The 17,649-nt window shown below is 31.4% G+C and carries 15 protein-coding genes and 1 tRNA gene; 9 read left to right on the top strand and 7 right to left on the bottom strand.

Annotated elements, in window-relative coordinates:
- Nucleotides 1-36: 36 nt before the first annotated feature.
- The 3 genes from pth to OS188_RS10985 all read right to left on the bottom strand — a co-directional run bounded on the left by pth (nt 37) and on the right by OS188_RS10985 (nt 2,532).
- Entirely contained in the window at nt 37-603 is a 567-nt protein-coding gene (gene pth / locus OS188_RS10995; RefSeq protein ID WP_416236537.1) for an aminoacyl-tRNA hydrolase, read from the bottom strand.
- A 250-nt stretch (nt 604-853) separates the two neighbouring features.
- The gene (locus OS188_RS10990) at nt 854-1,498 is read right to left on the bottom strand and encodes a 50S ribosomal protein L25/general stress protein Ctc (protein ID WP_267148891.1); all 645 of its coding nucleotides are present in this window, start codon (nt 1,496-1,498) and stop codon (nt 854-856) included.
- 92 nt (nt 1,499-1,590) lie between these two features.
- Nucleotides 1,591-2,532: a ribose-phosphate pyrophosphokinase gene (locus OS188_RS10985; RefSeq protein ID WP_267148890.1), complete on the bottom strand. Its 942-nt coding sequence runs from the start codon at nt 2,530-2,532 to the stop codon at nt 1,591-1,593.
- A gap of 144 nt (nt 2,533-2,676) precedes the next feature.
- On the opposite strand from OS188_RS10985, the gene OS188_RS10980 reads away from it, so the two are divergent.
- From OS188_RS10980 to OS188_RS10960, 5 genes are all read left to right on the top strand, one after another.
- A tRNA-Leu gene (locus OS188_RS10980) sits at nt 2,677-2,756 on the top strand.
- 325 nt (nt 2,757-3,081) lie between these two features.
- Complete coding sequence (locus OS188_RS10975; protein ID WP_267148889.1) at nt 3,082-3,978, top strand: mechanosensitive ion channel family protein; 897 nt, start codon at nt 3,082-3,084, stop codon at nt 3,976-3,978.
- Nucleotides 3,979-4,060: 82 nt separating this feature from the next.
- A complete protein-coding gene (locus OS188_RS10970; RefSeq protein ID WP_267148888.1) occupies nt 4,061-4,651 on the top strand; it encodes a HupE/UreJ family protein in 591 nt (196 codons plus the stop codon).
- A gap of 183 nt (nt 4,652-4,834) precedes the next feature.
- A complete protein-coding gene (locus OS188_RS10965) occupies nt 4,835-5,266 on the top strand; it encodes a deoxycytidylate deaminase (protein WP_267148887.1) in 432 nt (143 codons plus the stop codon).
- A 169-nt stretch (nt 5,267-5,435) separates the two neighbouring features.
- Nucleotides 5,436-7,028, top strand: a complete 1,593-nt coding sequence (locus OS188_RS10960; protein WP_267148886.1) for a S41 family peptidase — start codon at nt 5,436-5,438, stop codon at nt 7,026-7,028.
- Here the strand turns inward: OS188_RS10960 and OS188_RS10955 are convergent.
- Nucleotides 7,025-7,633, bottom strand: a complete 609-nt coding sequence (locus OS188_RS10955) for an FAD-dependent oxidoreductase (protein ID WP_267148885.1) — start codon at nt 7,631-7,633, stop codon at nt 7,025-7,027. The genes OS188_RS10960 and OS188_RS10955 overlap by 4 nt on opposite strands.
- Nucleotides 7,633-7,836, bottom strand: a complete 204-nt coding sequence (locus OS188_RS10950) for a hypothetical protein (protein WP_267148884.1) — start codon at nt 7,834-7,836, stop codon at nt 7,633-7,635. Before OS188_RS10950 ends, OS188_RS10955 begins: the two co-directional genes overlap by 1 nt.
- Nucleotides 7,837-7,957: 121 nt before the next feature.
- Here OS188_RS10950 and OS188_RS10945 point away from each other — a divergent pair, with 121 nt between their 5' ends.
- Both OS188_RS10945 and OS188_RS10940 read left to right on the top strand, forming a co-directional pair.
- A complete protein-coding gene (locus tag OS188_RS10945; protein WP_267148883.1) occupies nt 7,958-8,527 on the top strand; it encodes a DUF3109 family protein in 570 nt (189 codons plus the stop codon).
- A 10-nt stretch (nt 8,528-8,537) separates the two neighbouring features.
- Entirely contained in the window at nt 8,538-11,660 is a 3,123-nt protein-coding gene (locus OS188_RS10940; RefSeq protein ID WP_267148882.1) for a CHAT domain-containing protein, read from the top strand.
- Here OS188_RS10940 and OS188_RS10935 read toward each other — a convergent pair.
- A complete protein-coding gene (locus tag OS188_RS10935; RefSeq protein ID WP_267148881.1) occupies nt 11,640-12,353 on the bottom strand; it encodes a tetratricopeptide repeat protein in 714 nt (237 codons plus the stop codon). The two genes, OS188_RS10940 and OS188_RS10935, sit on opposite strands and share 21 nt — an antisense overlap.
- Complete coding sequence (locus OS188_RS10930; RefSeq protein ID WP_267148880.1) at nt 12,353-12,901, bottom strand: RNA polymerase sigma factor; 549 nt, start codon at nt 12,899-12,901, stop codon at nt 12,353-12,355. The genes OS188_RS10935 and OS188_RS10930 overlap by 1 nt, the downstream gene beginning before the upstream one ends.
- 119 nt (nt 12,902-13,020) lie before the next feature.
- Between OS188_RS10930 and OS188_RS10925 the strand changes: the two genes are divergently transcribed.
- Both OS188_RS10925 and OS188_RS10920 read left to right on the top strand, forming a co-directional pair.
- Nucleotides 13,021-13,971 (top strand): PPC domain-containing protein, encoded by a 951-nt coding sequence (locus tag OS188_RS10925; protein WP_267148879.1) that lies wholly within the window; start codon nt 13,021-13,023, stop codon nt 13,969-13,971.
- 232 nt (nt 13,972-14,203) lie between these two features.
- A complete protein-coding gene (locus OS188_RS10920) occupies nt 14,204-17,227 on the top strand; it encodes a CHAT domain-containing protein (RefSeq protein ID WP_267148878.1) in 3,024 nt (1,007 codons plus the stop codon).
- Nucleotides 17,228-17,649 lie beyond the last annotated feature (422 nt).

The raw sequence follows: 17,649 nt of genomic DNA, 5'->3' as shown, positions 1-17,649 counted from the left end.
CTTAAGATAAAACTGCTAGCTTTTGATTTAAACAGATTATTTTCCGTTAAAGCTATTCATGGTATTATTAATGCCTGCTGTTCCAAAAGATTTAATTAACTCTACAGATTTATCTAAACGTTCTGGAAGATTATCGCATTCCTCTTCGTCCCATTCACCCAGTACATAATCAACTTGTGATCCTTTATTGAATTTACTACTAATTCCAAACCTAAATCGGTTGTATTTAGTTGTATTTAACTTCTCTTGTATGTCTTTTAAACCGTTGTGTCCACCATCGCTCCCTTTAGTTTTTAGTCGGATACTTCCAAAGGGCAGATTTAAATCATCGGTTATAATCAGAAGGTTTTCCGGAGCTATTTTTTCTTTATTAAGCCAATAAAGTACGGCCTTTCCACTTAAATTCATATAGGTGCTTGGCTTTAATAAAATAAAAGTTCTTCCTTTAAATTTATAGCTTGTTAAGTCTCCTAGCTTTTGGGTTTCGAAATTTAAATCTTCCTTTTTAGCTAGATGATCTAGAATTTTAAATCCGATATTGTGTCTGGTATTTTCATATTTTTCGCCAATATTACCAAGACCAACAATTAAAAATTTCTTCATAGTATTTGTTTCAACAGCTTTTGAAGGATGAGATGAATTAAATAATTGAGATAAAAATTTTAACATGTAATCTATAATTTTCGTGATACATATTTAATCGTTATTTTTTGTGCATATTCATTTTTAAGGAAACATTAAAATATAAAATTTGTCAACTTATAGCATTCTCATTTGACAAAAATAAAAAAAGCATTCCAAACTCAATAGAATCGAGAGGGAATGCTTTTATTATAATTTAACCGGTTAAGGTTTATTCTTGAGCTTCTGCAGCAGTTTCTGGAGCATCTTCTCCTTCTACACCTTCTACACCTTCTACTTCATCTTCGTCTTCGTCGGCTACTACAATGGCAGCTCTTGCACGTTTAACTTGACAAACTACTGTATTCTCTGTATGCATAATTGTGTATGCATCGTTTTCTAAAGCAGTAACATATAATTTATCTCCTGTTTTTAATGGAGTAATATCTACTTCAATAAAATCTGGTAAATTATTAGGTAAAGCTCTTACTCTTAATCTACGTGAGTTTTTACGTAATACACCACCAGCTTTTACACCTTTAGAGTTTCCTGTGAAGTGTACAGGAATTTCCATCATGATAGCTTTGTCGTCGAATAACTGATAAAAATCGATATGTAAGATTCTATCTGTTACAGGATGAAATTGAATGTCTTGCATAACAGCGTTATAAGTATCGCCATTGTCTAGACTAATCACAACTGTATGCGCATTAGGCGTATATACCAGTTTTGAGAAGGCAATTTCTTCTGCATTAAAATGAACTGGTTTATCTCCTCCGTATAATACGCAAGGAACCTGACCAGCATTACGTAAGGCTTTTGTTGCTTTTTTGCCCACGCTTTCTCTTTGAGATCCGTTGATTGTAATTGATTTCATTTAAAATTATTTATTTATTAGTACTCTTGATATTATTGTCTATTGCTATTATATATTTCCAATTATCCGCCATTTAATAGAATGGGGTGGAACTACATAATAAATTTTGAGCTAATAGATTGGTTGTAATGCACGTTATGCATAACACCAGCAAATAACTCAGCACAGCTTAATACACGTATTTTGCTGGATTTTTGTTTTAGAGGAATAGAATCTGTTACAATTAATTCTTCTAATTTTGAATTTTCTATTCTTTCGTAAGCACTTCCAGATAAAATAGGATGTGTACAAATAGCTCTTACACTTAAAGCGCCACGCTCCATCATTAAATCTGCAGCCTTTGTTAAGGTTCCAGCCGTGTCTACCATATCGTCTACCAAAACAACATTTTTACCAGTAACATCTCCAATGAGTTCCATATAAGAAATGACATTGGCTTTAGCTCTTTGTTTATAACAAATTACGACATCGCTTTCTAAAGCTTTAGAATATGCATAAGCTCTTTTAGAACCACCCATATCTGGTGAAGCAATGGTTAAGTTGTCTAGCTTTAGGCTTTGTAAATAAGGTAAAAATATAGTGGATGCAAAAAGATGATCTACCGGTTTTTCGAAAAAACCTTGAATTTGATCAGCGTGTAAATCCATGGTAATAATTCTTGTTGCTCCAGCAGCCTCTAACATTTTAGCAACTAACTTAGCAGCAATTGGTACTCTTGGTTTATCTTTTCTATCCTGTCTAGCCCAACCAAAATAAGGTAAAACAGCGGTAATATGTCTTGCCGATGCGCGCTTCGCAGCATCAATCATTAACAACATTTCCATTAAATGCTTTGGACCAGGATGTGTGGAACCTATAATAAAGATTCGAGTTCCTCTAATAGACTCTTCATATGATGGTTGGAACTCTCCATCGCTATATGTAGAGGTTATTACATTTCCTAAATTAACCCCAAAATGCTTTGCAATTTGCGTTGCAAGCTCTTTACTCTGTGTACACGAAAAAATCTTAGCTTCTGTGTTTGTATTTGGCATTGTTAATTAGTTGTAATATAATTGGTTAAATCGATTTTTCTTAACGAGGTGCAAATTTAGGAATTTATTTCAACTCCAAAAGCATAAAAGAAAGTATTTTTGATTGTTTGTAAAATTTTATTTTTTAATTTTGCAGTCTACTTTGCTCAAGTGGTGGAATTGGTAGACACGTCGGATTCAAAATCCGATTCTTCGGAGTGTGGGTTCGATTCCCACCTTGAGTACTTAAATTAACCGCAACATAATTGATATTCAATTTGTTGCGGTTTTTTGGTTTTAAAATATGTACGGTATTTGTTTTGTCAGGTTAGTTTAAAGCTTAAAAGAATAAAAAATTAACCCATATCTGATGTCATATATACATTCTGGCTTTATATCAAGTCGTAGTTAATATCACTTACTACCTCGAAATCCTTTCTGTAAAACATTTAATTTTGGGCGATAACTTTTGCTATCTTCACATATCAGTTCATAATAATCTTAAATGGAATAAGAGAATTATTTTTTTACTTGTATTTTAAGCCTCTATTAATTTTTAATATAAAAAGCATGATAGATACCATTCAAGTTTTCGAGCAATCTTTAGAAACCTATTGGAATGCATTTGTAGCAAGTATTCCAAAAATTATCTTAGCTATTTTAATAATTATTGCTGGATTTTTATTGGCAAATGTTATTTCCAGACTTTTTAAAAAAACCATTCTGCTAAAAACCCAAGACCCATTAATGATTAATTTCTTATCCAAAACTGTTAAATTGGGTGTTATTATATCCATTTTAATGTTGGCTTTAAATGTTGCTGGACTTGGCGGTGTCGCTGCTGGAATGTTAACTGCAGCAGGGGCAGGAGCGGTAATTATTGGTTTTGCGTTTAAAGATGTTGGAGAAAATTTTATCTCAGGTATTATTTTGTCTTTTAGTAGACCTTTTGACGTAAACGATACCGTAATGGTAGACACTATTTTTGGAAAAATTACTGCTCTAGAGTTTAGGTATACCAAATTGAAAACTTTTGATGGAAGAGATGTTTATATTCCTAATAGCGATATAATTAAAAAAGCTGTTTACAATTATACAGAAGACGGTTATTTTAGATTAGATTTTTTAGTTGGAATCGATTATGATGACGATATAGAAACTGCTAAAAAAGTGATATTAGAAGCTGTTAGAAATTCCGAAGGAGTTATTGAAAACCACGATCACGAATGTTTTGTGGTGGTAGATTCTTTAGGAGTAAGTACTGTAAATTTAAAAATTTTATTTTGGACAAAAACCAAGGAATACAGAAAACGAGCCATGGAAGTAAAAAGTGGTGTGGTTAAAAATGTGAAGCAAGTAATTATGGAAAACGGACTAAATATGCCTGCAGATATTACCGAAATAAAACTTTATGGATCTCAAACTAGTATTCCAATATCTGTAGATTACGATAAAAAAGATCACTAAATTTCTATCTTATTATTGAGCCTATATGCTGATTTCAATTTAAATTGTATCTTTGAAACCACCCAAAAAACTACAATAAATAATGTTCGATAATTTCTGGTTTCACGTAGAGTATGGCATGAATCACGTGTTAGATATCAATGGCTACGATCACGTACTTTTTCTAATTGTATTAACGGTTCCTTATCTTTTTAAAGATTGGAAACGTGTATTATTACTAGTTACCGTTTTCACTTTAGGTCATACCTTATCTTTAATGTTAGCAGCTTATAACGTGGTGAGCGTTAATGGGAAATTAGTTGAGTTTTTAATACCTGTAACTATTTTAGTTGTTGCACTTTTTAACGTATTTACTGCCGGAAAAGGAGCTCAAAAAGAAAAAATTGGTGTACTTTTTCTCTCAACCTTATTTTTTGGTTTAATACATGGTTTAGGCTTTGCTAGAGAATTTAGAATGTTGGTAGGACAATCTGATAATAAATTCATTACACTTTTAGAGTTTGCTTTGGGGATAGAAATAGCCCAAATAATTATTGTTTTTGTTGTTCTGTTTTTAGGATACATTATGCAAACTGTTTTTAGGTTTTCAAAACGCGATTGGATTATGGTTGTTTCGGCAGTTGTGGTTGGATTAGTTATTCCAATGATTATAAATAGCGAGTTTTTAGCATAAGCTTCGTTTTTGCCTAAAGTTTTCATAAAACTTTAATTCTCTGGTTGTAATTAAAATACGAACCTCCTATCTTCGTTGTATATTATTAAATTTAGATGCTTGCTAATCTATAACTAATTTAATAGAGCGTTTTTTACTTTTCTACCTGATAGTAGATTTGGGTGGAAATGAAAATAAATTTCAATGAAGGAACACAAACAACTTAAATATGATAAAGCCTATTTAAGAATTGCTAAAGAATGGGGGAAACTATCTTATTGCGAACGCAAACAAGTTGGCGCAATTATTGTAAAAGATAGAATGATTATTTCCGATGGATTTAACGGCACACCAACAGGTTTTGAGAATTATTGCGAAGATGACGAAGGTTATACAAAATGGTATGTGTTACATGCCGAAGCTAATGCCATTTTAAAAGTGGCTTCTTCAACCCAATCTTGTAAAGGTGCTACTTTATATATAACTCTGTCTCCATGTAAGGAATGTAGTAAATTAATCCATCAAGCAGGAATTGTTAGAGTCGTTTATAAAGAAGGATATAAAGACGACTCCGGTTTACAGTTTTTAAGAAAAGCTGGGATTGATCTTGTTTGTATAGCAGATTTAAAAGCTTAGTAAAATATGCTATTAAATTCTATAAAGATCTAAATAAAAAGTAATTGTTTGTATATTATACCTAGTCATAGAAAAGCAATAAAATAGCTCCATGACAAATAACTTTTGTGGATAGAAAATCATTAAGAAGAATATTAGAAGGGGCAATTATAAAAATTGATATCAATACATGAATCTGAAGAAAAAATATTTACCACTTATTATTGGTGTTGCCATTGCAGCCGGTATTTATATTGGTGGGAAATTAAATTTTTCTGATACTTCCGATAGATTATTTACCAAAAACAGCAAGAAAGATAAGCTTAATAGACTTATAGATTATATAGATTACGAGTATATAGAAGACGTTAATACAGATAGTATTGTGGATGTAACCGTAAATGGAATTCTTGGTACTTTAGATCCACACTCTACTTATATTCCAAAGGAAGATATGGAACGTGTAACGGATAATATGAAAGGTGACTTTGTAGGCATTGGGATTAATTTTTACACTTATAAAGACACCATTACTGTAATTAGAACTATTGACGATGGTCCAAGTGAAAAAGCAGGGATTATTGGTGGCGACCGAATTATTATGGCTAATGGAGATTCCATATTTGGGAAAGCTTGGAGCAATAATGATATTATAAAAAAGCTTAAAGGTCCTATAAATACATTAGTAGATTTAAAAGTTTATAGAAGAGGAGAACCTGAATTATTAGATTTTAAAGTAAAAAGAAATCATATTCCTATAAAAAGTGTGGATGCTGCATATAAGTTAACCGATAAATTAGGCTATATAAAAATTAATCGTTTTGCTGAATCCACTTATAAGGAATTTAAAAAAGAACTCAACAAATTGCAAAAAGCAGGAATTACGGAGTTGGCTGTCGATTTACGTGGAAATCCAGGAGGGTTTTTAGGAGTTGCCGAACAAATAGTAGATGAGTTTCTTGAAAAAGACAAACTTATTCTCTTTACCAAAAATAAAAGAGGAGATATAGAAGAAAGTTTTGCAACTAAAAAAGGAGACTTTGAAAACGGGAAAGTTTATGTTTTAATAGATGAAAACTCGGCTTCAGCTAGCGAAATTATAGCAGGAGCATTACAAGACAACGATAAAGGGACTATTGTTGGGCGTAGGTCTTATGGTAAAGGCTTAGTGCAACGCGAAATGGATTTGGGCGATGGGAGTGCTATAAGGTTAACGGTTTCTAGATATTATACTCCTACTGGACGTTCTATACAACGCTCTTATAAAAACGGAAATAGAGATTATTACGACGAGTATTTTGAGCGCTTGGAAAGTGGCGAACTCTTAGATCCTGAAAAAATTGAAGTAGCAGATTCTTTAAAATTTACCACTCCAAAAGGAAAAGTGGTGTATGGAGGAGGAGGTATTATCCCTGATGTTTTTGTTCCCCTAGATATGAGTATGCAGAATGAAACCTTGACCTTTTTAGACAGACGAGGTTTTATTGGTAATTTTGTTTTTGAAGAGTTAGAAAAAGACCGTCATGCTTACGATAATATTTCTAGAGAAGAATTTATTGAATACTTTCAATTTGATGATGATATGGTTTTACAATTTCAGGATTATTTAAATGTAAAAACTAAAGCCAATATTACTTTTGTGGCTTATAACGAAGAAGTTAAGCAATACATAAAGGCAACTCTTGCCGACCAATTATTCGGAAATGGAGCCTTTGAAGAGGTTCTTAATCAAACAGATATTATGATTGAAGAAGTAATTGAATTAAGTAATAAAGAGGACTAATTCGATATTTTATCATGTACCTTTGTAGGTTCTCCCCCATTCCAAAGAGTTAGAATATCTGTAGCCACATGAGCGCCGCTACCACTTGCAATAGCAAATTGACTACGCCAACCTGCCAAAGTACCAGCCACATAAAGTCCTTTCTCAATTTCATGATCTGTGTTTTTTAACCAAATTCTATTCTTGCTCGCTTTTGCTCTTGGATGAGGTTCTATATACTCTTCTAAGCCTTTAATGGTCATCAAATCGGTATAGCCAACCGTCACAACTACTAGTTTAGAACTGTATTCTGCTTTATTTGTTTTTACTAGAAAGCCAGATTTAGTTTTAGTAATTTGATTTACTTTTTCATTCGAAATCTGTTCCACTTCAGGATATAAAGATGCTAATTGCTGTTTGCCATTTTCTAGAATGGAAGCACCTGTAGTACCAGGTGTTAAGCCTAAAACATTATTAAATAAGGCTGTTTGCAGATGCGAAGATCTTTGATGTACAATTATGCCAATCTTTTTGTTTATGGCATATTCTTTTGTTTTTGCAGAGCCTAAAACCAAAGCACAAGAAAGCCCAGAGGCTCCTCCACCAATTATAAGCACATCGAACATTATTTTTTTATTTTAGATTGTTTTTCAATTTTTTGAGAAATTCGTAAAATCTGCAATAGAGCTAAAGCGCACATGGCAGTAAGAATGGTAATAAAGGCAACAACGCTATCTCCTTCAAAAGGTGCGTTAAAATCCACTTGAGTAAGGTTGTAAATTATTAATCCAATGGCGATTAATGATAATAATAGTTTAAAAATCTTCATCTTGTATAAAATTAAAACTGTTGCAAATTTCGGTAATTTGGAATGATTATTCCCTCTTTTAAGCGTTTAATTTTTCTTTTATAACTTATCTTTGTACCAATATTATTAAGCATTTATATTTATGTTCCAACTAGGAAAAACTATTGTATCAGAAGAGATTATTGAAAAAGATTTTGTCTGCAATTTATCGGCTTGCAAAGGTGCTTGTTGCATAGATGGAGATGCTGGCGCACCTTTAGAAGAAAATGAAACTGAGATTCTTAAAGATATCTATCCTAAAATAAAACATCTTTTAAGACCAGAAGGTATTGAAGCCATTGAACAACAAGGTACTTTTATTGTTACTGAATTTGATGAGTTTGAAACACCTTTAATTGATGGAGCTGATTGTGCTTATGTTATTTTCGATAAAAAAGGCACCGCTCTTTGTGCTATTGAAGAAGCCAATAATCAAAAAATTATCGATTGGAAAAAACCGGTTTCTTGTCACCTTTATCCAGTTAGAGTAAAAGATTATACCGAATTTTCAGCTGTAAACTACGATAAATGGGAAATTTGTGATGATGCTTGTACATTAGGAAAAGAATTACAAGTGCCTATTTATAAATTTGTGAAAGAAGCACTTATTAGAAAGTTTGGAGAGGATTGGTATATGGAACTGGAAAAAGTAGCTGCCACCTATAATAAGTAAATAATAGCTTATGAAGTTAAGTGTTTTACTATATACAATCTGCTTCATAAGTTTTCATTCTATATTTTCTCAAAACCCATCAGAGGTTTCTAATTTAGAAGCTCTTGCCGATTCTATTTATTACAATAAATCAGAATACTATACGGAAAAAGATTATAAGAGATTACAAAAAATTAGAAAACAGATTACTTCTAGTTATTTAGATACAACACAAACAAAATATCATGTAGCAAAACTAAAAGAAATAGCTGCAGATGCTTTAGTTAGCCAGTTTCATTCAGACTTTCCTCTTGCCATAACTCAATCAAACCAGGCTCTAGCTCTTTTTGAAAAACATCACATTAAAGATCTTTATTTTAAAGGACATATCCATAAATATTTGTTCGAGCAGTATTTTTATAATAAAAATTGGGAAAAATCTTTAAAAGAAGCACAGAGAGCTAAAAAGGTCTTTGGAGATACATTGGCACCTAACCATAGATTACTTGCTGAAGCCGAGTTTAATATTGGGTTTGCGTTGGGAAAATTTGGGGACTATTCTAAAGTTATTGAACGTTATAAAAACGCCATTGAACTAAATGTTTCAAATCAAGGGAAAATGAATGCAGACGTTGCTATTCAGAAACATCATTTAGCTATTGTTTATGGATTTGTAGGTTATTATAAAAAGGAATTAGACACCTATTTAGAGGTGGTTAATATCTGGGAAAATATATCTTATCATGATAAGAGTTTTTTAAATATTGCTTACGGTTCGTTAAACACATGGTATTTACAGCACGGCGATTATGATACAGCCGAAAAGTATTTAATAAAGTCTGAAAACCTTATAAACAATAAAGAAACCAATATAGATAACTGGTCTAATGAAGTCTTTAAAGGAAGAACGCAATTAGAATTATGGCGATATTACGCAAAGCTCAACTTAAAAAAAGGAGATACACTCAATGCCTTTGCTTATAATAAAAAAGCAATGGATTTTATAGACAACTATAGGATAAACGATCCGGAAAACAACCCTCATAACGTACCTTACTACAAGCATTTTTTATTATTAAATAAAATGGGACTTCTCAGGTTTGAAGCAAGTATCCTGAAAGATAAAGATGCTAATCGTGCTATAAAAATCTACGAACAGGTGTTAAGCCTGGAGAGTGAAGATGAGGTTCCAGTGTTTACATTAAGTGATAAGTTAAATCTGATACAATTATATATAAACAATGAAAACTATGCTCAGGTTAAGACAAGAATAAAACATTGGATAGAAAGCGCAAAAGAGAAAAAAGACCCATATTTATTAATGCAATTATACGCACAGGAAGCCAACTTAGAAGCACATTTAGGAAGTTTTGAGTCCATGGACGCATTCTATAAAACGGCGTTTAAATATTTGCCAAAAGATCCTTTAGAAGATATAGAAATTAAAGATTTAACTTATTTAAATTCCAAGCCATATAGCCATTTACACTATATTAATTTATTGTTAGATGCCAGCAGAAATTATGAACTTGCTTACAGAGAAACTCATAAAAAATTGTATTCGGAAATAGCTCATAATCTAAGTAAAATGGTCTCTGATATTTTTTCTAAAAATTATGTATTCACATCCTTCAATGATAAAGTTTATGCAATAGCTATTCAAATAAACGAACAACTTTTACAAACTGCTTTATTAATAGACAACGAGCGCATTTTAGATGGTGTTTTGGAGAAAATAGAAGAATCTAATTCTAAAATTAGTTGGAAACGGTTTTTAAATAGTTCCGAAAGGAAAAACATTAATATTCCAGAGGTTGTTTTAAACAAAGAAAGTGATTTGAAAAATGCACTTCATTTTTATAAAAAACAATTGTTTATCAGCGATAATGAGGGTCTAGAAAATCAAAAAACATTAAAATCCAAGATTTTTGATACAGAGAAAGAAATTGATTCTTTAAATCGATGGTATAAAGAAAACTTCTTTTCATACTTTAATCAAACACAGAATAAATTTCAAATAAGCGATTTAAAGTCTAAGCTTCAATCTGATCAAAAAATTATAAAATACTGTTTTACAGAAAATCACATTTTTGTTTTTACTATTACAAAAGATGTCACACAACTTCATCAACTTGCAGATACTAATGAGCTTAATGAGTTTTTAAATGAATTTGTACATTCTTTAAAAGAACCAAATATAGATGCCTATAAAACATTGGCTAAACAAGCTTATAGAAAGCTTCTACCAAACAGTGTATTGGATATTTCGAGTCATACAAATCTCATCTTTATTTTAGACGATGTGCTACATTATCTTCCTTTTGAGTCTATAATCGATGGAGATAACAAATATTTAGTAGAAAGTAAATGTATTAGTTATGCTTCGTCCTTACTGCTTTTTAACGAGCAGATTAACTCAATTAAATCGAAACAAAATAGTTTAGGCATTTATGCACCAACTTATAATAGTAGTTTTCAGTTGGAGGAAAATAAAGATAAAACCGCCCAGTTAAAAGGAGCATCTTTAGAAGCCATACAAATTGGCGAGCTATTTGGTGCAGATGTTTTTTTAGGTGAAGACGCTAATAAAGAAGTTTTTCTTAAAACAGCAAAAAATTACAGTACTTTACATTTGGCTATGCATGCGGAAATCAATAAATCAAATCCTGAATTTTCTCATTTAAGCTTTTCTTCATCAGGCGACGACAGTAAATTATTTTTATCAGAACTTTATAACATCTCCTTAAATGCCGATTTAGCTGTTTTAAGTGCTTGCGAAACGGGAGCTGGAAAGTTAAAAAAAGGAGAAGGTCTTGTTAATGTTTCTCAAGCATTTACTTATGCTGGAGTTTCTAGTTTGGTAACCAGTTTATGGAAAGTGCCCGATAAGGAAACAGCTCAAATAATGCTGTACTTTTACACCTATTTAGAAAAAGGATTTCCAAAAAATAAGGCTCTGCAATTAGCAAAATTAGATTATTTAAAAAATGAAGACGATGTCTTATTAAAACATCCATTCTATTGGGCAGGATTTGTAATATCTGGAGATGTAACTCCTATCAAAACTAAAACCAATTGGTATTGGTTTTGGTTAATAGTTCCAGTTGTAGGTTTGGTGTTGTTTAGAAAAAAGTTATTCCAGTTTTTTAAGTAAAATCTTCGCTTCTTCCGATTTGTAGTCAGATAATGCTATCAGTTGATTTAAGGTTTTTGTAGCTTCCTCTAGATGGTTTTCTTTTACATAAGCTAAGGCCAAATACCATAAGTTTTTATCTTGTAAAGATTCTGATGACTTGATGTTTTCTTTAAAAATAGATATGGCTTCTGTTGTTTGGTTCTTTTGTAATAAGGCATTCGCTTTATAAAAAGCTATCACTGTATTACTACTGTCCTTTTTTAGAATATTATTAAAAAGTGTAATTGATTTATCGAAATCTTTTTCTTCATAAGCTTCAAAAGCTTTAGTTTGTGTATCTGTACTACTTTCTCCTCGAACTATAGGATGAACAATATTTCGATACGGTTCGAAATATGCAATGAATAACTCTTCGTTACTTTGTTTTTCTTGCGTTAAAAACCATGTAAAAGATATACTTAACAGCAATACTAATCCTGCTGCAACTGCCCAATACTTAAATGGTTTTTTGCTGGATTCTAAATCCCAGTCTTGTAACTGTCTTTTTGTTTTTTCCCGATCATTTAAAATTAAAGATTCTTGTATTTCCTTTTGAAATTCAAACTCTTTTTTAAAATCACTGTCGTTTAGTAGTAATCTGTTAAAATCTTTTATCTCGTCTTCCAAAAGTGTTCCTTCAAAGTATTTATTTATCAAGTCTATTTTTTCCATTATTTGCTATTAAGAATTATGTCTTTTATTTTTTGTAAACATCTTGATTTCTGACTTTTCGCTACGTTGTAATTGTTGTAGTTTAGTTCGTCTACAATTTCTTCCAAAGTAAACCCTCGAACATAAAACAGGTTTAGTATGGTTTGACATTGCTTTCCTAATTTTTTAAATGCCTCTTGAATTTGTTTTTGTTTGGAATTAAAACTGTAATCAATTTCATTAAAATGATCGTCATTTAAATCGCTGGTTTCAACAACTCTATCTACTAAATGTAGCTTGTGCTTTTCCTTTAAACGTTTATAAATCATATATTTTCCTATGCTAAATAGGTATGTTTTAAGTTCACTTTTCATATCGTCTAAATGTCCCTTCATACAGTTTTCTCTTAAAGAAACTATAGCATCTTGATATATGTCTAAACTATCGTCTTCGCTGATGTTAAACTTTTTAGCAAAGTTTAAAAAAGGAAGTTTGTATTCTATATAAATAGATTTTAAAGCAGACTTATCGTCGTTCTTTAGAGCTATTAACAATTTCTTTTCTATCATTTAGTACAAAAATTGAATTAATGTAAACATATAGTAAAGATAAAGTTTTTAGGCACTTATGTTTACTTATTAAAAAAATTGACACAAAAGGGTAATATTAACATTTAAAAAACAAAAAAATGATGGCTAAAAAATCTATGAACACAAAAAACCTTTTGTATTTAGGCTTGCTATTTTTAGGCTTCGCTATAATTTCTTGTAGTAGCGACGATGATGGCACTGTAACACCTCCACCAATAATTGAAGTAAATGATTGCGAACCCTATACTGCTACACCAGCTTTTGGAACTATAAATAGCGAATGGACTGCACCAAATGAAGAAGATAGATACGATGGTGTAATTACTATTCCATCCGATCCTGGAGGTGGATACGTACGCGTTTTATTAACTCAAGACCATCCTGATTTGAGACCTTGGTTGACCATATCTAACGATCTTGATGCAGGTGGCGCAATAGTTTCAGGATCTTCTGCAAACACGAATAATGAGTTAAATAGAGAAGCTTACTTTTCGGTTCATCCCGGAACCACTTTTTCATTAGAAGTATTTCCGTTTTTTAATGCACCAGTAGACGACTATCCTGTATCTTATACCATTGAGTGGGAATTTTTTAGTCGTGTAGATTGTTTTGAAAGCAATGATACACAAGCAACTGCTAAAAAAATACTTTTTGACGAAACTATCGAAGCTTATGCCATAGCAGGACATATAGGTTATGGTGTTGGTTCTTTTGATGAGCAAACATACGATTGGTATAAAGTTAATTTAACTGAACCAGGTTTTATTGAAACAGAGGTTTTAGATATGCCGAGTGATATGAGAATCCAAATGCGTTTATTTAAATCAGATGGCTCTACCGTATCTATCATTCATGAATGGTTAGATCCAGACTCTCCAAACTCCAATGGTAGACGTTCTCGAATAAAATCGAGTCAATCCTTAGCACCTGGAACATACTATATAGAGCTGCATCCAGACTTTGTTAAATCAAGAAAGTCTTCATTCGATACAGAACCCATACCAGAACACTTTAATAAAACATATAAAATAAAAACAATCTCATATTAATAGCAAATTATATTTGATTGACGGAATAGCTCGGTTCTCTAGAGCTGTTCCTTGTTTTTGTTTAAACATACATCATATAAGAGGCTATGGGAAAGGTGTTTAGGGTGGGTAGTTTGGAAAAGAACATTCAAAGAAATGAGAAAAAGTAGGAAAAAACAACGGTTTTTTCAGTAAAAGTTGTATATTAGGAGTTATTGCTAATCCCAAATTAGTCCTATAACTTATGCGAAAATTGAGTATTCTACTCATCTGTTTTTGTAGCTTTCATTCGGTATTTAGTCAAGCCACCTGGCAATCCTATACTGAAAAAGCAGATTCTCTTCAACTTAAATTTAAATTTAAAGAGGCTATAGAACCAAGAGAGAAAGCCATTGAATTTGCACAAACGCAACAAAAAGACACCTTGGCATTTCTAAATTTATTATTAGAAATGAGTAAAAACGAACTTGCAACTTCAAATGCAGAACTCAAATCTGATGCCTATAAGAATCTTAAAAAACAAGTTTTAGAACTTGAAACCTCTGGTGCAAAACCAGAAAGACTTTATCAAGCATATAGACGCATGTATATTTTTGCACATAACTACATGAGAAGTATGACCGATACCGACAAATATGTCGCAAAATCTATAGAGCAACACTATAAATGTCAAGAAATAGACTCTATTGTTTTAATGAAAACCTTGCATACCTCTGGGGTTGTATCTCGTGTGGTTGGCAGACTTAATAAATCTGTAAGTGTTTTAAAACAGGCTGAAGCTTTGTACCCTCAAATAGAATTTGGAAATGCCAATAATATGGCAAGTATTTACTTGGATTTAGCTTTAGTTTATAGTTATGAGTTTTTAAACATTCCATCTAAACGCTTAGAATATCTTAAAAAGTCTGAAGCGATGTTTAAGAGTATAGAAGATCCTAATATGGATTACTTTATAGGAGTTTATACCAATCTTTCAGATTATGAAGAGCTAGAAGGAAATTATAAAAAAGCTGAGAATTATTTGAAAAAAGCCATGCAGTTGTACAAAGACAATGCAGATTTGGCGCAGCAATCGAGGAGAGGAAAAATTGGTTTTAAAAGAGATTTGCAATTTCGAGCTTCTTTAATAAAAATATATCGGGAAACAAATCAAGAAGAACTCATGTTAGCACTTTTTGATGAGATGAAAACAATTAATTCTGAAAATACTTTAGACGACATAGAAACAGACTTTATTGCAACAGCCTATTTAAATGTAGCTTCATTTTATAGGTCTAAAAACAATGATAAAGCTTTAGCCTACCTTAATAAAGGGTTAGAATTTCATAAAAAATTAAGTTTTAAGAATCTTGAAGATCAATTTATAATAGAAAAAATAAAAATCTATATTGATGAAAAACAAGATGCAGAAGCCGAAAAACTTTTAGCAAAAATTGAAACTCAAGATAATTTAGGGCCATCTCTTGAAAAAGAAATTTTGGTTAGTCATATCGCATTAAGTTTTAATAACAATAAAAAGGAAGTTTATACGGATATTAATAAGCTGCTTGAAGCATTTTCTGAAGACAATAAAGATTTCGATATAAAAACGATGACTTATCAGGATTTTACGCCAAGTCTGGTTTTAAATGATGTTAAATTCCTATTAGATATTATCGAAAACCAGGAAGCATCGTCATTCAAAGATGATGGGTTAAAACACACAATATACCAAATTGCTTTAAAACAATTTGAGTCTAACTTTAATCATGAGTTTTTAAATGAAAAGCTAGAAAAAATATATGATAAAATAAGCGTTTACTTCTTCGACAAAGCTTCAAACAACCAACTTTCACAAGCGGAAGAAAGTTTGTTTTTAAATTTCACTGAAACTATTGAAGCTAAATACTTATTAAATACATTTATCGCAAATAGATCTCAATCTAATAAAACGGAAACAGATAAGCTTATCCATGACGAGCAACGCATAAGATCTAATATTACCTATTTGAAAAAGAAAAATATTCTAAAAAAGTCAGATAGTATTCAAAAACTTGTTTTCGAAGAAAATTTAAAATTAGAAGCTGTACAAAACCAAATAAAACAGCAAGATTTTTACATCTCTAAGGTTATAAACGCAACACATTCTCGCAATCAAAAGGAACTAACTATTAATCGATATATTATTAAGTATAGAATAGTAGATGAGGATATATTCAGAATTATTTATGATAATAATACTGTACAAATTACAAAACTAGGTAACTATGCCAGTTTAAAACCTCAAGTAACTAATTTACTTTCAAAAGTTAAAGATATTCAAGCCCCCGTAGCAGATATAAAAAAACAATCAGAAGCTTTATATAATATGTTACTTCAAGATGTTGAGGTTGGGAGTAAAAACAATATCTACATAATACCAGATGGTATTTTGCATTATTTACCTTTTGAGCTTTTAGTCTCAAACAACGACTACTTGTTAAACCAGACAAAAATAAGTTATGCTTCGGTATTGAGCTTTATAGATTCGCCTATAAAGGTTAAGAATAAAAACGATAAGATTGCCTTATTTGCTCCTTCGTACAATTTATATGCTCCAACAGAGACGCAATTAGCAGTAAGAGGGGAACCCTATTATTTAGCAGGCGCAATTAAAGAGGTGCAATCTATTTCAAAACTATTTGAAAATAGCGTTGTATATACTCATAATGAGGCGTCTAAAGCTGCTTTTCAGGAGCTATCCAACAATTACTCTATTTTACATTTATCTATGCATTCTTTTTTAAACGACCAAGATTCTGAATTGAGTAGTTTAGTGTTTTCAGATACAGATAAAGATTTCGAATTGTATATTTCCGAATTGTATGGCTTAAACCTAAACGCCAATATGGTTGTTTTAAGTGCTTGTAATACCGGTGTAGGAGAGTTAAAAACAGGAAAAGGCATTGTGTCTATGAACACGGCTTTTACGGCTGCCGGTGTGCCATCTGTTTTATCTAGTTTGTGGAGTGTACCAGATAATGCGACTCAGCAAATTATGGTGTCATTCTATAAACACCTAAAGGATGGGAATGACAAAGCAGAAGCCTTAAAAAAAGCAAAACAAGATTTTTTAAATTCGTCTAAAGAGGTGATGTCTTTAAAGCATCCTTATTATTGGGCAGGATTTGTGGTTTCTGGAGATATTTCGCCAATTGTTGATCAGGAAGGTCATACGGTTTGGTACGTGGTAAGTAGTATAGGCATACTCTTAATACTTGTGGTTTTATATAGAAAACGCAAAAAACTTGCAGCCTAATCTTTAATTTAAATGGCGTTTTATTTTCTTTAGTCCTAATTGCATTTAATTTTTCTTAATTCTAAGACTGTAGTTTCTTTAAACTTGGTATTTGTATTGTCTATTTTGTGTGGAGCTTTCTGCACTTCTATAAAAAATAATTAAAAAGACTTTATTTCATTTTCTTTATTCCTTTTGATATCTATATCTGTTTATATGGTTTCATTTTTCTGTGTATTTGGGTGTTTTTAGAAAATTAAATTCTTTGTCTTTATATATTGATTCTCAACATCCATGATACTTTTTTCTTTATAAAATATTTTAAGTGACTAAAATGTAAAAAACACCCCACTTTCTGTTAACCTTTTATTAATTATAACATTAAAATGTGTTACTGTCCAATTTTTAAGCTTCCTACATGAGGGGTCATGAATTGAAGTCTA

This window comes from Xanthomarina sp. F1114, assembly GCF_026410255.1.
Taxonomy (GTDB): domain Bacteria; phylum Bacteroidota; class Bacteroidia; order Flavobacteriales; family Flavobacteriaceae; genus Xanthomarina.
Note: the sequence above shows the minus strand (reverse complement) of the source record. Positions and strands in the feature narration are given on the sequence as shown.

Bases quoted from the DNA above. Each gene is read 5' to 3' on its own strand.
- OS188_RS10965 (WP_267148887.1), top strand. From the start codon at position 4,835: ATGAAGGAACACAAACAACTTAAATATGATAAAGCCTATTTAAGAATT.
- OS188_RS10985 (WP_267148890.1), bottom strand. From the start codon at position 2,532: ATGCCAAATACAAACACAGAAGCTAAGATTTTTTCGTGTACACAGAGT.
- OS188_RS10970 (WP_267148888.1), top strand. From the start codon at position 4,061: ATGTTCGATAATTTCTGGTTTCACGTAGAGTATGGCATGAATCACGTG.
- OS188_RS10925 (WP_267148879.1), top strand. From the start codon at position 13,021: ATGATGGCTAAAAAATCTATGAACACAAAAAACCTTTTGTATTTAGGC.
- OS188_RS10930 (WP_267148880.1), bottom strand. From the start codon at position 12,901: ATGATAGAAAAGAAATTGTTAATAGCTCTAAAGAACGACGATAAGTCT.
- OS188_RS10955 (WP_267148885.1), bottom strand. From the start codon at position 7,633: ATGTTCGATGTGCTTATAATTGGTGGAGGAGCCTCTGGGCTTTCTTGT.
- OS188_RS10975 (WP_267148889.1), top strand. From the start codon at position 3,082: ATGATAGATACCATTCAAGTTTTCGAGCAATCTTTAGAAACCTATTGG.
- OS188_RS10960 (WP_267148886.1), top strand. From the start codon at position 5,436: ATGAATCTGAAGAAAAAATATTTACCACTTATTATTGGTGTTGCCATT.
- OS188_RS10940 (WP_267148882.1), top strand. From the start codon at position 8,538: ATGAAGTTAAGTGTTTTACTATATACAATCTGCTTCATAAGTTTTCAT.
- OS188_RS10990 (WP_267148891.1), bottom strand. From the start codon at position 1,498: ATGAAATCAATTACAATCAACGGATCTCAAAGAGAAAGCGTGGGCAAA.
- OS188_RS10945 (WP_267148883.1), top strand. From the start codon at position 7,958: ATGTTCCAACTAGGAAAAACTATTGTATCAGAAGAGATTATTGAAAAA.
- OS188_RS10935 (WP_267148881.1), bottom strand. From the start codon at position 12,353: ATGGAAAAAATAGACTTGATAAATAAATACTTTGAAGGAACACTTTTG.
- OS188_RS10950 (WP_267148884.1), bottom strand. From the start codon at position 7,836: ATGAAGATTTTTAAACTATTATTATCATTAATCGCCATTGGATTAATA.
- pth (WP_416236537.1), bottom strand. From the start codon at position 603: ATGAAGAAATTTTTAATTGTTGGTCTTGGTAATATTGGCGAAAAATAT.